Source organism: Roseitalea sp., from assembly GCF_984466335.1.
The window spans coordinates 1-16,010 of record NZ_CFIFWG010000012.1 but is presented as its reverse complement, the minus strand read 5'-3'; the positions used below and the strand labels follow the sequence as shown (position 1 = coordinate 16,010).

16 protein-coding genes are annotated in these 16,010 nt (G+C 66.2%); 10 read left to right on the top strand and 6 right to left on the bottom strand.

Annotation, left to right across the window (positions count from 1 at the left end; all coding sequences use genetic code 11):
* The first annotated feature begins 67 nt into the window (after positions 1-67).
* From AC5E6L_RS02300 to AC5E6L_RS02275, 6 genes are all read left to right on the top strand, one after another.
* A complete protein-coding gene (locus tag AC5E6L_RS02300; protein ID WP_491771003.1) occupies positions 68-973 on the top strand; it encodes a branched-chain amino acid ABC transporter permease in 906 nt (301 codons plus the stop codon).
* Between the two features lie 9 nt (positions 974-982).
* Positions 983-1,999 (top strand): branched-chain amino acid ABC transporter permease, encoded by a 1,017-nt coding sequence (locus AC5E6L_RS02295; RefSeq protein ID WP_491230786.1) that lies wholly within the window; start codon positions 983-985, stop codon positions 1,997-1,999.
* A complete protein-coding gene (locus AC5E6L_RS02290) occupies positions 1,992-2,744 on the top strand; it encodes an ABC transporter ATP-binding protein (RefSeq protein ID WP_491230785.1) in 753 nt (250 codons plus the stop codon). Before AC5E6L_RS02295 ends, AC5E6L_RS02290 begins: the two co-directional genes overlap by 8 nt.
* On the top strand, positions 2,744-3,424 hold the full coding sequence (locus AC5E6L_RS02285; RefSeq protein ID WP_491771000.1) for an ABC transporter ATP-binding protein: 681 nt from the start codon (positions 2,744-2,746) through the stop codon (positions 3,422-3,424). Before AC5E6L_RS02290 ends, AC5E6L_RS02285 begins: the two co-directional genes overlap by 1 nt.
* Positions 3,421-4,875: an aldehyde dehydrogenase family protein gene (locus tag AC5E6L_RS02280; RefSeq protein WP_491770998.1), complete on the top strand. Its 1,455-nt coding sequence runs from the start codon at positions 3,421-3,423 to the stop codon at positions 4,873-4,875. The genes AC5E6L_RS02285 and AC5E6L_RS02280 overlap by 4 nt, the downstream gene beginning before the upstream one ends.
* A gap of 176 nt (positions 4,876-5,051) precedes the next feature.
* Entirely contained in the window at positions 5,052-5,801 is a 750-nt protein-coding gene (locus AC5E6L_RS02275) for an SDR family oxidoreductase (protein WP_491229060.1), read from the top strand.
* A gap of 52 nt (positions 5,802-5,853) precedes the next feature.
* On the opposite strand, the gene AC5E6L_RS02270 is transcribed toward AC5E6L_RS02275, so the two are convergent.
* Positions 5,854-6,708 (bottom strand): HpcH/HpaI aldolase/citrate lyase family protein, encoded by an 855-nt coding sequence (locus AC5E6L_RS02270; RefSeq protein ID WP_491770996.1) that lies wholly within the window; start codon positions 6,706-6,708, stop codon positions 5,854-5,856.
* Positions 6,709-6,922: 214 nt separating this feature from the next.
* On the opposite strand from AC5E6L_RS02270, the gene AC5E6L_RS02265 reads away from it, so the two are divergent.
* The 3 genes from AC5E6L_RS02265 to AC5E6L_RS02255 all read left to right on the top strand — a co-directional run bounded on the left by AC5E6L_RS02265 (position 6,923) and on the right by AC5E6L_RS02255 (position 10,367).
* The gene (locus AC5E6L_RS02265; protein WP_491229062.1) at positions 6,923-7,747 is read left to right on the top strand and encodes an HTD2 family dehydratase; all 825 of its coding nucleotides are present in this window, start codon (positions 6,923-6,925) and stop codon (positions 7,745-7,747) included.
* Between the two features lie 123 nt (positions 7,748-7,870).
* Positions 7,871-9,028 (top strand): acyl-CoA dehydrogenase family protein, encoded by a 1,158-nt coding sequence (locus AC5E6L_RS02260; protein ID WP_491229063.1) that lies wholly within the window; start codon positions 7,871-7,873, stop codon positions 9,026-9,028.
* Positions 9,029-9,059: 31 nt separating this feature from the next.
* Positions 9,060-10,367 (top strand): MmgE/PrpD family protein, encoded by a 1,308-nt coding sequence (locus AC5E6L_RS02255; protein WP_491770993.1) that lies wholly within the window; start codon positions 9,060-9,062, stop codon positions 10,365-10,367.
* Here the strand turns inward: AC5E6L_RS02255 and AC5E6L_RS02250 are convergent.
* From AC5E6L_RS02250 to AC5E6L_RS02235, 4 genes are all read right to left on the bottom strand, one after another.
* Positions 10,354-10,992, bottom strand: coding sequence for a nucleoside/nucleotide kinase family protein (locus tag AC5E6L_RS02250; RefSeq protein ID WP_491770991.1), 639 nt, complete (start codon positions 10,990-10,992; stop codon positions 10,354-10,356). The genes AC5E6L_RS02255 and AC5E6L_RS02250 overlap by 14 nt on opposite strands.
* Entirely contained in the window at positions 10,989-11,765 is a 777-nt protein-coding gene (locus tag AC5E6L_RS02245) for an ATP-binding cassette domain-containing protein (protein WP_491770989.1), read from the bottom strand. The genes AC5E6L_RS02250 and AC5E6L_RS02245 overlap by 4 nt, the downstream gene beginning before the upstream one ends.
* Positions 11,765-12,829 (bottom strand): ABC transporter permease, encoded by a 1,065-nt coding sequence (locus AC5E6L_RS02240; protein WP_491770987.1) that lies wholly within the window; start codon positions 12,827-12,829, stop codon positions 11,765-11,767. Before AC5E6L_RS02240 ends, AC5E6L_RS02245 begins: the two co-directional genes overlap by 1 nt.
* 116 nt (positions 12,830-12,945) lie before the next feature.
* Positions 12,946-13,971 carry a sugar ABC transporter substrate-binding protein gene (locus tag AC5E6L_RS02235; RefSeq protein ID WP_491771023.1) on the bottom strand — a complete coding sequence of 342 codons (1,026 nt, stop codon included), beginning with the start codon at positions 13,969-13,971 and terminating at the stop codon, positions 12,946-12,948.
* A gap of 226 nt (positions 13,972-14,197) precedes the next feature.
* Here AC5E6L_RS02235 and AC5E6L_RS02230 point away from each other — a divergent pair, with 226 nt between their 5' ends.
* On the top strand, positions 14,198-15,397 hold the full coding sequence (locus AC5E6L_RS02230) for an ROK family transcriptional regulator (protein WP_491229069.1): 1,200 nt from the start codon (positions 14,198-14,200) through the stop codon (positions 15,395-15,397).
* 21 nt (positions 15,398-15,418) lie between these two features.
* Here the strand turns inward: AC5E6L_RS02230 and AC5E6L_RS02225 are convergent.
* A partial coding sequence (locus AC5E6L_RS02225; protein ID WP_491770985.1) for a GGDEF domain-containing protein occupies positions 15,419-16,010 on the bottom strand: 592 nt, incomplete at its 5' end.

Genomic DNA, 16,010 nt, shown 5'->3' with positions numbered 1-16,010 from the left:
ACCGCACCGAGCTTGCCGGAGGTGACGTCCGGGGCCACCTCCGGCCCTTTCGATGTCAGGGGTGTCGATGAACGCACAGCTTTTCCTGCTTGCACTGTTTGACGGCGTTGCCTATGCGGCGCTCGTCTTCATGGTCGCCGTCGGGCTGACCCTGATCTTCGGGGTGATGCGTATTCTGAACGTGGCCCACGGGTCGCTCTATGCGATCGGCGCCTATCTGAGCGTTTCGATCGTGGGCGCGGTGATGGCGGCCGGCTTCGCCCCGATCCTGGCCTTTCCGCTGATGCTGATCTCGGCGATACTGGTGGGCGTGCTCGTCGGCGGCCCGATAGAATGGTTCCTGCTTCGGCGCATCTATCACAAGCCGGAAGTTCTCCAGTTGCTGGTGACGTTCGCGGTGTTCATGATCCTTGAGGACGTGCAGCGCCTGGTCTGGGGTTCGCAGCCCTATTTCGAAGCCTCCGCGCTGCAATTGCTGGGCAACGTCAACGTGTTCGGCGTCTACTATACGGTCTACCAGCTCATCGTGCTGCCGCTGGTCGCCGTGATCGTTCTCATCGGGTTGCGCCTCTTCCTGCGCAGGACCCTGAACGGCAAGCTCATTCTGGCGGTGACCGAAGACAGGGAAATGGCCCAGTCGATCGGCATAGACGCCGACAAGGTGTTCCTGGTCACCTTCATCGTCGGCGCGGCGCTGGCCGGGCTCGGCGGCGCGCTGGCCTCGCCAACCACATCGGTTCTTCCGGGAATGGGCGCCAACATGATCGTTCTTTCGTTCGCGGTGGTCGCAACCGCCGGGCTGGGCAACATCGAGGGCGCCGCCGTCGCGGCCCTGCTGATCGGGCTGGGGCGCAGCTGTGCGGTCTATCTGTTTCCGGAACTGCAAGTGCTGGTTCCCTACCTCATCATGCTGCTCGTCCTGCTGATCCGGCCCGAGGGCCTGTTCGGCACCGTTGGCGCGCGCAAGATCTGAGGACCGGTGATGCAAGCGCGAAAGATCGTTCCCGCCGCCCTGATCATTGCCGTCGCGAGCGTTCCGTTTTCGGCGCCCTGGCTACAGACCCTGCTGACAATCGCGCTCGCCAAGGGCATTTCGGTGCTGGGCGTGACGCTGTTGCTGAAGGCCGGCCAGGTCTCGTTCGGGCACGCATTGTATTTTGCGATCGCCGCCTATGCGGTGGCGTTCCTTGCGCCCACGGCCCTTGGCGGCGACCTCATCTTGATGCTGGCGGTCGCGACCGCCGGCGCCACGCTTTCCGGCCTGGTCGTCGGCCTTTTCGTCGTGCGCTATCGCGGCATCTTCTTCGGCATGCTCAACCTTGCGTTCTCGATGATATTCTGGTCGATCCTGGAGAAGTTCTACCATTATACGGGCGGTGCCGACGGCATCCATGTGCGGCGGCCCATGGTCGTTGGAATCGAGCTTGAGCGGGAGCCGTTCGAGTTCGTGCTGTTCTATGTGGCGCTCGCGGGCTCCATCGGGCTGGGCTGGGTGGTGATCCGCTTCCTTTCAAGCCCGATCGGCAATCTGTTCTGCACCATCAAGACCAATGAGACGCGGCTTGAATATCTGGGCATGTCGCCGCGCGGCACGTTGCTTGTCGGTTACGCGGTCTCGGCGGCGCTTTGCGGCGTCGGCGGGGCCATCATGGCGGTCACGCAGGGCATCGTAACGCCCGAATATGCATGGTGGATCCGGTCGGGCGAGATGGTGTTCATAGCCGTGCTCGGCGGCGCCGGCTCGGTTTCGGGCGCCTTCGTCGGCGCGATCGTCTATGAGGTGGTCCGGTCCTATGCGGCGGCCTTTGCGGCCGATGTCTGGCAACTCATCCTGGGAAGCTTCCTGCTGATCATCATCCTTTTTGCGCCCGGCGGCCTGATCGGCATCTACAACGCCGCAATGAACCGGCTTGCGGGGCGAAGGCGGGATGCGGGCCGGCCGGCCGGTCCCGTCCGGGGAAGCGCTGCGGCCAACGAGCACGGTGCCCGCCATGACTGAAGAGGTGCTTTTGCGGACGGACGGCCTTGAAATCCGCTTCGGCGGCGTGGTGGCCGCCAACGACGTGTCGGTCGACATCGGCGAGGGGCGGAACCTGGCCATCATCGGGCCCAACGGTGCGGGCAAGACCACCTTCCTGAACATATGCACCGGCTGGACCAAGCCGTCGCGGGGAACCGTGCATTTCCTCGGCCGCGACATCACGCGCAAGTCGCCGCGCGAGATCTGCCGCATGGGCGTCGCCCGCGCCTTCCAGATCCCGCAGCTCTTCACCGAGCACACGGTGCTGGAAAACCTGCTTGTCTCGGCATCGGCCCGCGACCGGAACTGGGCGCCGTTCACCCCCATGCACCGGATCAAGGAGCAGGGCGAGATGATGCATCTGCTTGAGATGGTCAATTGCGCCGACGTTGCGCACCGTCCGGTCGTCGAACTTGCCGAGGGGCAGAGAAAGCTCGTCGACATCGCCGTCGCGCTGGCGCTCAAGCCGCGCCTTCTGCTGATGGATGAGCCCACCTCCGGCGTGGCATCGTCGGAAAAGCACGGGGTCATGGAGATCCTCGTGGAGGCGCTAGCGGCGGCGGATGTGACCAGCGTGTTCGTCGAGCACGATATGAGCATCGTCGAGCGCTATGCCGACGAGGTCGCGGTCTGGGCGTCGGGCGCGGTGCGGCTTCGCGGCGCCCCCGCCGAGATCCTTGAGCATCCGGACGTGATCCGTGACGTGATCGGCGAGGGGATCTGATGCTTGAGTTCCGCAATGCCAGCGCTTCGATCGCAGGCGTTTCGATCCTGCGCGATCTCGATTTCACCGTCCGTCAGGGCGACACGGTCGCATTGGTGGGCCGCAACGGCGCGGGCAAGACGACGCTTTTGCGCGCGGTGATGGGCTTTGTGGACGTCAAGGGCGCGATCGCCTTTGACGGCTACGACATAACGAGCATGGCGCCCGCCAGGCGCCCCGCGCTGGGGATCGGATACGCCCCAGAGGATCGCCGGCTGTTCTCGGCCTTTACGGTCGAGGAAAACATCAAGCTGCCCGCGCAGGTGGCCCGTCTGGCGGCGGGCGAACAGGCAAGGCGCATGGCGCGCGCCTACGACATCTTGCCGGAGTTGCGCGAGATGGCGGGCCGGCCGGCCGGCAATGTGTCCGGCGGCCAGGGCAAGATGGTCGCGCTCGGACGGGCGCTGATGGTCGGCGCGCGGCTGATCATGCTGGACGAACCGTTCCAGGGCCTGGCGCCGGCGCTTGCCAAGCGCTATTCGGAAGCGTTGCGCGCGCTGCGCGATGCCGACCGCGAGGTGACGCTGATCATCACCGAATCCAATCCCAGGCTGCTGGACGCCTTTGCCGATCGCACATTCATCATCGAGCGCGGCGAGGTGGAAGAGCGCGGGGCCGACACAAGGGGAAACGCCGCATGAGCCAGATCGAAACGACCATCCCGGAGCCGCTCAACCTGATTGGCGGGCATTGGGTTCCCGCGCGATCGGGCGCGACCATCGATGTCGTCTCGCCCAGCGACGGAAGCGTGTTTACCCGGATCGCCGATGGCGGACCCGACGATATCGACGCAGCGGTCGCCGCCGCGCGCGCGGCCCATGACGGCGGGGCGTGGTCGCAACGGAGCGCGGTGGAACGCGGCAGGCTCCTTATGGAGCTTTCCCGCCGGATCACGGCGGAGGCCGAACAGCTTGCCCAGCTTGAATCGCGCGACAATGGCAAGCCCATCGGCCAGGCCCGCGCCGACATGGCGGCCACGGCGCGCTACTTCGAGTTCTATGGCGGCGCCGCCGACAAGGTGCACGGCGAGGTCATTCCGTTCCTGAACGGCTACAACGTTCAGGTGCTGCGCGAGCCCCACGGCGTGACCGGCCACATCATTCCCTGGAACTATCCCGCGCAGATGATCGGCCGCACCCTGGCGCCGGCCCTGGCGATGGGCAATGCGACCGTTCTCAAACCGGCCGAGGACGCCTGCCTGTCAACCCTGCGCATCGCCGAACTGGCACAGCAGGCCGGCTTCCCCGAAGGCGCCATCAACGTGGTGACCGGCCGCGGCGAGGTGGCCGGGGCCGCGCTCTCGCGCCACCGGGGCATCGACTTCATCTCCTTTACCGGCTCTCCCGAAGTGGGCGTCCTCATTCAGACCGAGGCGGCAAGGAACTTCATCGGGTGCACGCTGGAACTGGGCGGCAAGTCTCCGCAGATCGTCTTCGAAGACGCCGATCTGGACGCGGTCATGCCCGTCCTGACCAACGCCATCGTCCAAAATGGCGGCCAGACCTGCTCGGCCGGCTCGCGGGCACTGATTCACGAGGCGATCTGGGACCGCCTCATAGAGCGGCTGAAGACGCGTTTCGAGGCGCTCGTGGCCGCTCCGCACACCGAAAACGCCGATCTGGGCGCCCTGATCTCGGCCGGGCAGCAGGCGCGGGTGCAGGGCTATATGGACAATGCCGGCGCCCCCCTTCTTGCCCGAGGCCGCATCGCCGAGAGCGCGCCCGAAGGCGGATATTACGTCGCGCCGTCGCTGTTCGGGCCGGTCGATCCGGCCTCCGCGCTCGCACAGGAGGAGGTTTTCGGCCCGGTGCTCGCGGCCATCGCCTTCAAGGACGAGGCCGAGGCGATCAAGATCGCCAACGGAACCGCCTTCGGCCTTGCCGCGGCGGTCTGGACGCGCGACGGCGGCCGGCAGATGCGGGTCGCCAAGGCATTGCGCTGCGGCCAGGTCTTCATCAATGGCTACGGCGCGGGCGGCGGCATCGAATTGCCGTTCGGCGGCATCCGCCGCTCCGGCCACGGCCGGGAGAAAGGCTTTGCCGCGCTGCATGAATTTTCGACCATGAAGACCATCGTCAACAATCATGGCTAGAGCCCCTCACCTGAAGTTCGTTGGGTTTGCGGCAGGTTCGGCGCGAACTTCAGCTTCGATAAGGACACTGGATAAATTATTGTATCTCTTATGTTTTTCGGATTTGAAGTTCCTATGACGGGTTCACTGAAACAAGGATAGGAACTTCAAATCCACCACACCAGAGGGAACGGCACATGAGATTGCAGGGAAAACGCGCGCTGATCACCGGCGCCGCATCGGGGTTCGGTCTTGCGATGGCAAAACTGTTCGCAGGCCAGGGCGCGAGGGTGTCGGTGGTCGATCTGAACGGGGACGGGGCGCGCGCCGTCGCAGAGGATATCGGCGAGGCGGCCATCGCCGTCACCTGCGACGTCTCCGACGGCGCGCAGGTCCGGGCAGCCGTCGAAGCGACCCGCGACGCCTTCGGCGGCATCGACATAGCGGTCAACAATGCTGGCTGGTCCAACGCCAACGCACCGCTGATGCAGACCGACGAGGCGACGTTCCGCAAGATCTACGACATCAACGTCCTGTCGATCTTTCACATGACCAAGTCGGTCGTGCCGCACTGGCGCGAAACCGGCGGCGGCGTGATGATCAATGTCGGATCGACGGCCGGCATCCGCCCGCGGCCGGGCCTGACATGGTACAATTCGTCCAAGGGAGCGGTGAACCTGATGACGCGGTCGCTGGCCGTCGAGCTGGCGCCCGACAAGATCCGCGTGTGCGGGATCGCGCCGGTCATGGGCGCGACGGGACTGCTGGAAGCGTTCATGGGCCAGCCGGACACGCCCGAGAACCGCGCCCGGTTCATCGCGACCATTCCGATGGGCCGCCTTTCGGAGCCCGCCGACATCGCAAACGCGGCGCTCTATCTTGCCTCGGACGAGGCCGAGTTCATCACGGGCGTCATTCTCGAAGTCGATGGCGGGCGAACCGTCTGAGCGCACGATCGAACCATCGGCCCGCGCGCGCCAAGGCGCCGGCCGATGGCGGTCAGGCGCCCGACTGCCCCGTCTTTTCGCCGCGCGCGAGCAGCGCCAGCGCCCGTTCATAGACCGGCTTGTCGACCATCGCGCCGTCGATGGAGATCGCGCCGATGCCGTCCCGGGCCGCCTTTTCGAAGCGTGCCACGATCCGCCGCGCCCGCTCCAGCGCCTCGGGGTCCGGCGAGAAAGCCGCGTTCGCGACGCTCACCTGCCTTGGGTGAATGACGAACGCGCCCAGCGAACCCGACTTTCCGGCCTGGGAAAGCTGCGCCGAAAACCGTTCCAGATCGTCGAAATCGGCGATCTCGCCGGCAAAGCCCATCAGGCCGACGCCGCAGCGCGCCGCAATGAAAGCCAGCCGGCTCAACGCGACGGACATAAGGGGGCTGCGGGCGGTGACGGCGAGATCGGCCGACAGATCCTCGGTGCCGATGCATATCGCGCAAAGACGGGCAGGCGGCGGTGCCGCCCGCTCCATACCGGCAAGGCCCGACGCGCTCTCGACCATGGCCACGATTCCGGCCTTATGGCCGATCCGGTCGAGCGATTCGTTCAACTGCGCCACATGATCAAGAGACCGCGCCTTGGGCAACACCACCATCGCGCACGATGGCGGCAGGGCGGCAAGGTCGAGGGAAACCGCCTCCAGTTCGCTGCCTATGCGCACCCAGAGCGCGCTTTCGCCCGGAGCGGACGATATCGACGCGATGTTCCGGCGCGCGCGCGCCTTGGAGGCGGGAGCGACGCCATCTTCGAGATCGAGGCAAACCGCATCGGCGCCGCTCGCCATCGCCTTGGCCAGCAAGTCGATCCGGTCGCCGGGAACGAACAGCACGGAGCGCGGCAGGGACAAGCGGCTCATGGTGCGATCCTATCGCGCCATGCACCGCGCCTCGAAATAGCGAATTGGCTGATCGGCGATAGGCTGGCGCTATGGCCGGCAGGATGTCTTTGCACCGCATCTTCCGTTCAAGCAGGATCGCCGGGCCATGGAGAACGGGCGGCAGGCGCCAAGGCCGCCGACATTCATGGCCAACAACACTCATGGCCGACGACATTCATGGGCGACGATATTCATGGACCAGCAAGCCGAAGACCGGTGCGCGCAGTATATCGGCCGCAGCCGGCAAACCGAAGACGCGATGTCGCCACAGCCGGCGCGGCTGATGCAGGCGCTGCTCGATCGTGCGCCGACGATGAGGAACGGCGATGCCCTGCCGCCGTGCTGGCAGTGGATCTATCTGCACGATCCGGTCGCGCAGTCCGATATCGGCGCGGACGGACATGAGAAGCTGGGGCTTTTTCTCCCGCCGGCTCCGTTCCGTCGCCGCATGTGGGCGGGCAGCGAACTGACCTTCAGCGGCGCCCTCGCCCTGGGGACGCCGGCCCGCAGGACCAGCACGATCACCGATGTGGTCTTCAGGCAGGGCCGCAGCGGGCCGTTGTGTTTCGTTGCGCTGCGGCACGAGATCGAACAGTGCGGTTCGCTCTGCATGACCGAAAGGCAGACCCTGGTCTACAGACAAAAAGGTCTTGAGGAGACCGCGCTCGGCGCGAACGGCGATCCGGTTCCCGCCGGCCATTTCGTGCACGCGCCGACACTGCTGATGCGCTACTCGGCCCTGACGCACAACCCGCACCGAATCCATTACGACCGCGACTTCTGCCGCGACGTCGAAACCTATCCCGGCCTGGTCGTGCACGGCCCGTTGCTGGCGACCTACCTCAGCGAAGCGCTGCGTTCCATCAGGGCGGACCTTCCGCGCGGTTTCTGGTTTCGCGCCGTTGCGCCGGTCTTCGAGACGTCGCCGATCCGCATCGAGATCGAGGCGGAAACGGGAACCGGCAGGATCGTCCGTTCCGATGGAAGGACGGCCGTGGAAGCGAGGATGGACTGGTAGCGTCCGCCGAAGAGCGCCCCCATGGCACCACAGGCCATAGGGCACCGCTATGGCGGTGATCGTCCGGCGGCAGTTCTTGCGCTCCATCCGGACTGCTAAAGGCTTGGCGATATGAGCATCGAAATGACAGCATTCCAGGACCATAGCGACATCCGCCAGGCCGTCGCCAAGCTCTGCCAGGGTTTCGGCGACGACTATTGGCGCAAGATCGACCGCGCCGGCGCCTACCCGGCCGATTTCGTTCGGGCCCTGACGGATGCGGGCTTTCTCAACGCCCTGATCCCCGAGGCCTATGGCGGCGCCGGCCTGCCGCTTTCGGCGGGCGCGGCCATTTTGGAGGAAATCCATCGCCAGGGCGGCAATGCCGGCGCCTGCCACGCCCAGATGTACACGATGGGCACCATTTTGCGCCATGGATCGGAAACGCAGAAGGCCGAGTATCTTCCGCAAATCGCCGAAGGCTCGCTACGCCTTCAGGCTTTCGGGGTGACCGAGCCGTCCAGCGGCACCGACACCGGCGCGCTGCGGACCACCGCCCGGCTCAAGGGCGACAGCTACATCGTCAACGGCCAGAAGATCTGGACATCGCGCGCCGAACATTCCGATCTGATGGTGCTTTTGTGCCGGACCACGCCGGCCGAGCAGGTGGACAAGAAAACGCGCGGACTGTCGGTTCTTCTGGTCGACATGCGCCATGCCCGCCGGAACGGGCTGACGATCCGACCGATCCGGACCATGATGAACCATGCCACGACCGAACTGTTCTTCGACGATGTGCCCGTGCCCGCCGCCAATCTGATCGGCGAGGAAGGCCGGGGTTTCGGCTATATCCTGTCGGGCATGAACGCCGAGCGCATCCTGATTGCCGCCGAGTGCATCGGCGATGCCAAGTGGTTCATCGAAAAGGCCAGCGCCTATGCGACCGAGCGAAAGGTGTTCGGACGCCCGATCGGACAGAACCAGGGGGTCCAATTCCCCATCGCCATGGCCTATGCCCATATGCGCTCGGCGGAACTGATGGTGCACGAAGCGGTCCGGCTGTACGAGGCGGGCGAAAATCCCGGCGCGGAGGCGAACATGGCCAAGCTGCTGGCGGCCGACGCCAGTTGGGAAGCGGCCGAGGCGTGCGTGCAGACCCATGGCGGCTTCGGATTTGCCCAGGAATACGATGTCGAGCGCAAGTTCCGCGAGACGCGGCTCTACAAGGTCGCCCCGATTTCCACCAATCTGATCCTGTCCTATCTGGGCGAACACGTGTTGGGCATGCCACGATCCTATTGAAGAGGTGCTTGCGGTGCAATTGACCGAGGCGATGACCGCGTTTGCCGTCCGGACGCGATACGATGCGATCGACGGCGGCGCGCGCCGGGTCGGCCTGCTGTCGCTGCTCGACTGGATCGCGGTCGGTCATGCGGGCCGCAACGAACCGGTCAGCCGGATCGTGCTGTCACGGGGCCGCGCCGAAGGCGGCGCGGCGCAGGCATCGGTCTTCGGCGGCGGCCAGCGCCTGCCCGCCCGCGCGGCCGCCTGGATCAACGGCACGATCGGCCATGCGATCGACTATGACGACACCCATTTCATCCATATCGGACACCCGACGGCGGTTGTCGGTTCGGCGGCGCTTGCCGCCGCCCAGGCGGTCGGCGCGAGCGGACCGGCCTTCCTGAGCGCCTATCTGGTCGGCTTCGAGGCCAGTTGCCGCATCGGCCGCTGGCTCGGCAGGCCGCACTATGAGGCGGGGTTTCATCAGACGGCGACCGCGGGCGCCTTCGGCGCAACGCTCGCCGCCGGACGCCTGATGGGGCTGGACGCGGCGACGATGGCGCACGCGATCGGCTTGGCCTCCACGCGCGCCAGCGGCCTGAAGAGCCAGTTCGGCACGATGGGCAAGCCGCTCAATGCCGGCTTTGCGGCGGCCAATGGCGTGGAATGCGCCGCCCTGGCCGCCGCCGGATTGATCTCCAATCCGGGCGGCCTTGAAACCGGGCAGGGATTTTCGGCAACCCATCACGGCGCGGCCGGACCGGTCGGGGCGGCCCTGGACGGGCTTGGCGGCGATTGGCTGGTGACCGATGTCGCGCACAAGTTCCACGCCTGCTGCCATGGCATCCATGCGGCCCTTGAGGCACTGGGTGATCTGATGGCGGACGGCCTGAACGCCGAAGACGTATCCAGCTTGCGCATCACCGTCCATCCGCGATGGCTGGATGTCTGCAACATCGAAAGGCCCGCAACAGGGCTCGAAGCGAAGTTCAGCTACCGCATGGCCGCGGCCATGGCCCTTGCAGGGCTTGGAACCTCGGCGCTCGACTCGTTTCGCGACGATGTCTGCGATCGCGCCGATCTGGCCGAGCTGCGGGATCGGGTCGAGGTGGCTCCGGACGGCTCATGCGCCGATACGGCGGCACGGGTCGACGTGCTGACGCGCCATGGCAGAAAAGCGCATGCGGCCCATGATCTGAGCGCGCCCCTGCCGCTTGCGGCGCGCGAGAACAAGGTGCTTGCCAAGGCGCGCGCACTGCTCGGCAGGGAGCGTGCCGATCTGACATGGCGCACGCTGCGCGCGCTCGACGAGGCAGGCTGCGTTTCCGAGCCTGCCGACCGGCTCATGCGAGCCTGAGATCGATTCCCGCCGAATGCTCGATCACCCGCGCAGCGTTCGGAAGATCGTTTGAGACCGCGCGCCGCCGCGCCGCATCGGCGGAAAGGCCCCAGTCGATCCAGCGGCGCACCAGGCGCGCCTCAAGCCTTGCGGCCGGGACGTCGAGAAACAGGCGCAAGGACCACAGCGGGGCCAGATCGGACCATGGCCGTTCGCGCAGCAGCAGATAGTTGCCCTCGACGATCACCGTCCTCTGCTCGGCGGTGATCAGCCCGCGCGCGGCGATCGCCAGGTCAAGACCCCGGTCGAACTGCGGCACGGCAACCTCGTCCTCGGCCAGAAGCCGTTCGAGCATGGCACCGAACCCGGCCACATCGAAGGTTTCCGGCGCGCCCTTGCGATCGGTCAGCCCGCGCTCGGCAAGGAGCCTGTTGTCGAGATGAAAGCCGTCCATCGCCAAAAGGCCGGTCGGCAGGCCGCGCCGTTCGAGCTCGTCGCGCGCAAGGGCGGCCACGGTCGACTTGCCCGATCCCGGCGGCCCGGCGATCGCAACGAGCCGCCGTCCGCCGCCGGCGGCGAGCCCGGCGACCTCATCGGCGATGCGGCTTGCCAGCCGGTCGGGCGCGGCCTCGATCTCCGTCACGCCGCGATGGCCTCAGGCGGCGGTTCCTTGGCGCCGGTCATGAAGGCGACGGCGTCCGACATGGTGTACCGTTTCGGGTCGATGACGCACAGTCGCCTGCCGAGCCGGTGCACATGGACCCGGTCGGCCACCTCGAAGACGTGCGGCATGTTGTGGCTGATCAGGATGATCGGAATGCCGCGCGACCTGACGTCAAGGATCAGTTCCAGCACGCGCCGGCTCTCCTTGACGCCGAGCGCGGCGGTCGGCTCGTCGAGGATGATGACCTTCGAGCCGAAGGCGGCCGCGCGGGCGACGGCCACGCCCTGCCGCTGGCCGCCCGACAGCGTCTCGACCGCCTGGTTGATGTTCTGGATCGTCATCAGGCCCAGTTCGGAGAGCTTGTCGCGCGCGAATGTCTCCATGGCCGGGCGGTCGAGCATGCGCAGCCAGGTGCCGAGCGGTCCCTTGCGCCTGATCTCCCGGCCCATGAACATGTTGTCGGCGATCGACAGGGCCGGCGACATGGCGAGCGTCTGGTAGACGGTCTCGATGCCGGCCTGGCGCGCGGCGATCGGCGAGGCGAATTTCACCTTCCGCCCTTCGAGCCAGACATCGCCCTCATCGGGCGTCACCGCGCCGGACACCGCCTTGATCAGCGTCGACTTGCCGGCGCCATTGTCGCCGATGACCGCCAGGATTTCGCCCGGCATCAGGTCGAAATCGCAATGGTCGAGCGCGGTGACCTTGCCGTAGCGCTTGACGAGATCGCGCCCCTTGAGAACGGGTTCCATCAGGCCGATACCCTTCTGATCCACTGGTCGACGGCGACGGCGGCGATGATCAGCATGCCGATGAGCAGGAACGTCCACTGCGCGTCCGCGCCCAGGAGCCGCAGGCCGAGCGTGAAGACGCCGACGATCAGCGCGCCGAACAGAGCGCCCAGGATCGAGCCGCGCCCGCCGAACAGCGAGATGCCGCCGATCACCACGGCCGTGATGCTTTCGATGTTGGCCAACTGGCCCGACGTGGGGGACACCGATCCGATCCGCCCGATCAGCGCCCATCCGGCAAAGGCGCAGATCAGGCCCGACAGCATGTAGACCGACATCAGCGTCCGGTGCACGTTCACGCCCGACAGGGCGGCCGCCTCCGGATCGTCCCCGACGGCGTAGACGTGCCGCCCCCAGGCCGTGTGCCTGAGCGCGTAGGCCAGGCCGAACATCAGCGCCAGCATGAAGACGACGCCCACGGTGAAGACCGCCCCGCCAATGCTGAACGTGGTCCCGAACACCTGAAGCAGTGGCGCGTTGGCCTCGATGTCCTGGGCGCGGATCGTCTCGTTGCGCGAATAAAGAAAGTTCGCCGCGAGCACGATCTGCCACATGCCGAGCGTGACGATGAAGGGCGGCAGCTTGACGCGGCTGACCAGGAACCCGTTGAGGGCCCCGATCGCGGTGCCGACCGCAAGGCCGCAGGCGACCGCGATCTCCGGCGGCAGGCCGTAGCGGAAGGTCAACTGCCCCATGATCACCGACGACATCACCATGATTGCGCCCACGCTCAGATCGATGCCGGCCGTCAGGATGACCAGCGACTGGGCGGCGGCGACGATGCCGATGATCTGCACCTGTTGCAGGATCAGCGTCAGCGCGAAGGGCGAAAAGAAGCGCGAGCCCAGCAGCAGGCCGAAGATGACGATGGCGGCGAGCAGGACGATCAGCGGCACCAGCGAGGGGTTGACGTGCAGATGATGCTGGATCGTGCCGACGACGCCGCGCCTGCCATCCTCGAATTCGGCGACCTGCTCCGGGCCGCCCCTGGCGGCCGCTTCGAAGTCGTCGGACGGTTTGGTCATGTCGCGTGCCTTCGGCCGCGTTCCGCCTCACGCGGACCGGCGCCAACAGGTTTCAGGGATCGCCGGATACACTTGCCCGCAAGGCGGCACGGCCGCCTTGCGGGCCGCGCGGAGCATCAGCCCCAGCAGAGATCCATGCCTTGCTCGACCGAGATCGACTCGACGCCCTGGGCCGGACTGCCGGTGACGAGAGCGACGCCCGTGTCGAAAAAGTCCTTGCCGGGGGTGTTCTCCGGCTTGACGCCTTCGGCGGCCCATTTGCCGACCGCTTCGACACCGAGGGACGCCATCAGCAGCGGATATTGCTGCGAGGTGGCGCCGATCACGCCGTCGGCGACGTTCTGGACGCCCGGACAGCCGCCGTCGACCGACACGATCAGCACGTCGTCTTGCCGGCCGATCGCTTTCAGCGCCTCATAGGCGCCGGCCGCAGCCGGCTCGTTGATCGTGTGCACGACGTTGATCGTGGGGTCCCTGGCCAGAAGGTTCTCCATGGCGCGCCGGCCGCCCTCCTCGTTGCCGGCGGTGACGTCGCTGCCGACAAGCCTGGGATCGGTTTCATCGCCGATCACGTCGGGATCGGCCAGGTCGATGCCGAAGCCTTCCAGGAAACCCTGGTTGCGCAGAACATCGACCGTGGGCTGGCTGACCGCCAGATCGAGCGTCGCGACCCGGGCATCGCCGGCCGCATCGCCAAGTGTCGCCCTGGCCCATTGCCCGATCAGCAGGCCGGCAAGGAAATTGTCGGTCGCAAAGGTCGCATCGGCCGCCTCGATCGGCTCAAGCGGCGTGTCGAGCGCGATGACGAGAATGCCCGCATCGCGCGCCTGCCGGACAGCCGGCACGATCGACGAGGTGTCCGAGGCGGTCAGAAGGATGCCCTTGGCGCCGTCCAGGATGCAGGTTTCGATCGCCTGGACCTGGGTTTCGTGATCGCCGTCGATCTTGCCGGCAAACGCCTTGAGCGTCATGCCCAGCTCCTCGGCCTTGGCCTTGGCGCCCTCGCGCATCTTCACGAAGAAGGGGTTGGTGTCGGTCTTTGTGATCAGACAAACGGTCGTCGAATGGCCGCCAGCCATCGCGCCCCCCGCCATCGCCGCCAGAGCGACCGCGGATGCGCCAATCAGCGTGGAAATCTTCAAAACGGTTCCTCCCATTGTTTCCGCCCAATGTTTCCTTCCAATGTTTCCTTCCAATGCTTGCGTCCCTTGCTTCCGTTGCCTTGCGGGCAGGCGCGGCACCGGACGCGCAGGCGCAGACGGTCAGCTTCACAGCTTTGCGGGATTCTGTCAATAAATAAATCACTCTGAATTATTATTGACAGCACCGACCGCATCCCACACCCTGGCGTTCGGGAGGAGCGCTTTCGTGGCTCGCAACCTGCCGCTGGACTTGGCCGCATCGGAACGGATCTCGGAGGTTCGAGGCACGAACCAGAGCGGCATGCGCGCGCGCAACGAGCGGCTGGTCCTGTCGCTGGTGCGCCGGCACGAGGCGCTGGCCAAATCGGAGATCGCCCGCATGACCGGCCTGTCGGCGCAGACCGTCTCGGTGATCATGCGGCAGTTGGAAGGCGAGGGGCTGCTGCTGCGCGGCGAGCCGATGCGCGGCAAGGTCGGCCAGCCCTCGGTGCCGATGCGGCTGAACCCCGATGGGGCGTATTTCCTGGGGCTGAAGGTGGGGCGCCGAAGCACGGAGCTCGTGCTGGCCGATTTTCTTGGCCGGGTCCGCGCACGCGCGCAAGCGACATATGCCTACCCGACACCGGACGAGGCGCTGCGTTTTGCCAATGAGAGCGTTCGCGGTCTGGTTGACGGCATGCCTGTCTCGCAGCGCGCGAAGATTGCGGGCATGGGCATCGCCATGCCGTTCTTCCTGTGGGACTGGGCCCAGACGCTTCAGGTGCCGCAGGACAAGATGGACCCCTGGAGGGACGCCGATCTGCGCGCGGATCTTGCCGCCACGCTCGACCTTCCCATCCTGCTGCAGAACGATGCGACCGCGGCATGCGGCGCCGAGCTTGTCTTCGGGCCGCATGACGGACCGGACGACTTCCTTTACTTCTATGTCGGCTATTTTGTCGGAGGCGGCATCGTCCTCAACGGACGCATATTCCCCGGCCGCGGCAATTCCGGCGCCCTGGGCCCCCTGCCCGTCCAGGATCGCAAGGGGCGCGTTCTGCCGCTGATCGACGTGGCGAGCCTTTACGTCCTGGAACGCTCGATCGTCTCGGCGGGCAGGGATGCGGGCCCGATGTGGGAAGCAGCCGAAGGGTGGGACGTCCCCGAAAGCGCGCTGCGCCCCTGGATCGCCGAAGCCGCCAACGGGATCGCGCATGCCATCGTGTCGTCTTGCAGCCTGATCGACTTCGAATGCGTCAAGATCGACGGCTGGATGCCGGCCTCGATCCGCGATCGGCTGATCGCCGAGACCGAAACCCGGCTTTCGCGGTTCAACATGACGGGCCTGGAGCGTCCGTGCCTGCTTGCCGGAACGATCGGACCCGATGCGCGTGCGCTGGGCGCGGCGAGCCTGCCGCTGTCCGGCAAGTATCTGGTCGAAGCCTAGAGCGGCTTGAGACAAACCGCTCTAGGCGACCTTGTCGCTTGCGACGTCGGCGGCGGATACGGCGATGCGGTTGCGGCCGTCGCGCTTTGCCTGATAGAGCGCCGTGTCGGTCCTATCCAGCAAAGCATGCGCGGTCTCGCGCGGATCCGCAAAGGTGGCGATGCCAAGCGAGCCGGTGACATTGATCCGTGCGTCCGGGATGGAAATGGGTTCGGATGCGATGGCTTCCCTGAGCCTTTCCGCAACGATCTCGGCACCGACGCGGCCGGTTTCAGGCAGGATCAGCGCGAACTCCTCGCCGCCGATCCGCGCGAAGATGTCGGAACCGCGCATGTGGTGCTTGATGCGGGCGGCGACCGTTTGCAGCACGATGTCGCCTGCACAGTGGCCATGGGTGTCGTTGATGGCCTTGAAGTGGTCCAAATCCACCATGATCAGGCTGAACGCCTGCGCGTAGCGTTGGGCGCGCCTGATTTCCCGGTCGAGTTGAGTTTCGAAGCTGCGCCGGGTCTCGGCGCCCGTCAGGCTGTCGGTCAGCGCGACCTGGCGCAGCTCCAGTTCGTCGACGACAAGCCGGGCCAGATCCTGCAGGACGACGACTTCCACAGCTGTG

Bases quoted from the DNA above. Each gene is read 5' to 3' on its own strand.
- AC5E6L_RS02240 (WP_491770987.1), bottom strand. From the start codon at position 12,829: ATGACCAAACCGTCCGACGACTTCGAAGCGGCCGCCAGGGGCGGCCCG.
- AC5E6L_RS02270 (WP_491770996.1), bottom strand. From the start codon at position 6,708: ATGAGCCGCTTGTCCCTGCCGCGCTCCGTGCTGTTCGTTCCCGGCGAC.
- AC5E6L_RS02265 (WP_491229062.1), top strand. From the start codon at position 6,923: ATGGACCAGCAAGCCGAAGACCGGTGCGCGCAGTATATCGGCCGCAGC.
- AC5E6L_RS02280 (WP_491770998.1), top strand. From the start codon at position 3,421: ATGAGCCAGATCGAAACGACCATCCCGGAGCCGCTCAACCTGATTGGC.
- AC5E6L_RS02300 (WP_491771003.1), top strand. From the start codon at position 68: ATGAACGCACAGCTTTTCCTGCTTGCACTGTTTGACGGCGTTGCCTAT.
- AC5E6L_RS02245 (WP_491770989.1), bottom strand. From the start codon at position 11,765: ATGGAACCCGTTCTCAAGGGGCGCGATCTCGTCAAGCGCTACGGCAAG.
- AC5E6L_RS02285 (WP_491771000.1), top strand. From the start codon at position 2,744: ATGCTTGAGTTCCGCAATGCCAGCGCTTCGATCGCAGGCGTTTCGATC.
- AC5E6L_RS02275 (WP_491229060.1), top strand. From the start codon at position 5,052: ATGAGATTGCAGGGAAAACGCGCGCTGATCACCGGCGCCGCATCGGGG.
- AC5E6L_RS02290 (WP_491230785.1), top strand. From the start codon at position 1,992: ATGACTGAAGAGGTGCTTTTGCGGACGGACGGCCTTGAAATCCGCTTC.
- AC5E6L_RS02255 (WP_491770993.1), top strand. From the start codon at position 9,060: ATGACCGCGTTTGCCGTCCGGACGCGATACGATGCGATCGACGGCGGC.
- AC5E6L_RS02295 (WP_491230786.1), top strand. From the start codon at position 983: ATGCAAGCGCGAAAGATCGTTCCCGCCGCCCTGATCATTGCCGTCGCG.
- AC5E6L_RS02260 (WP_491229063.1), top strand. From the start codon at position 7,871: ATGACAGCATTCCAGGACCATAGCGACATCCGCCAGGCCGTCGCCAAG.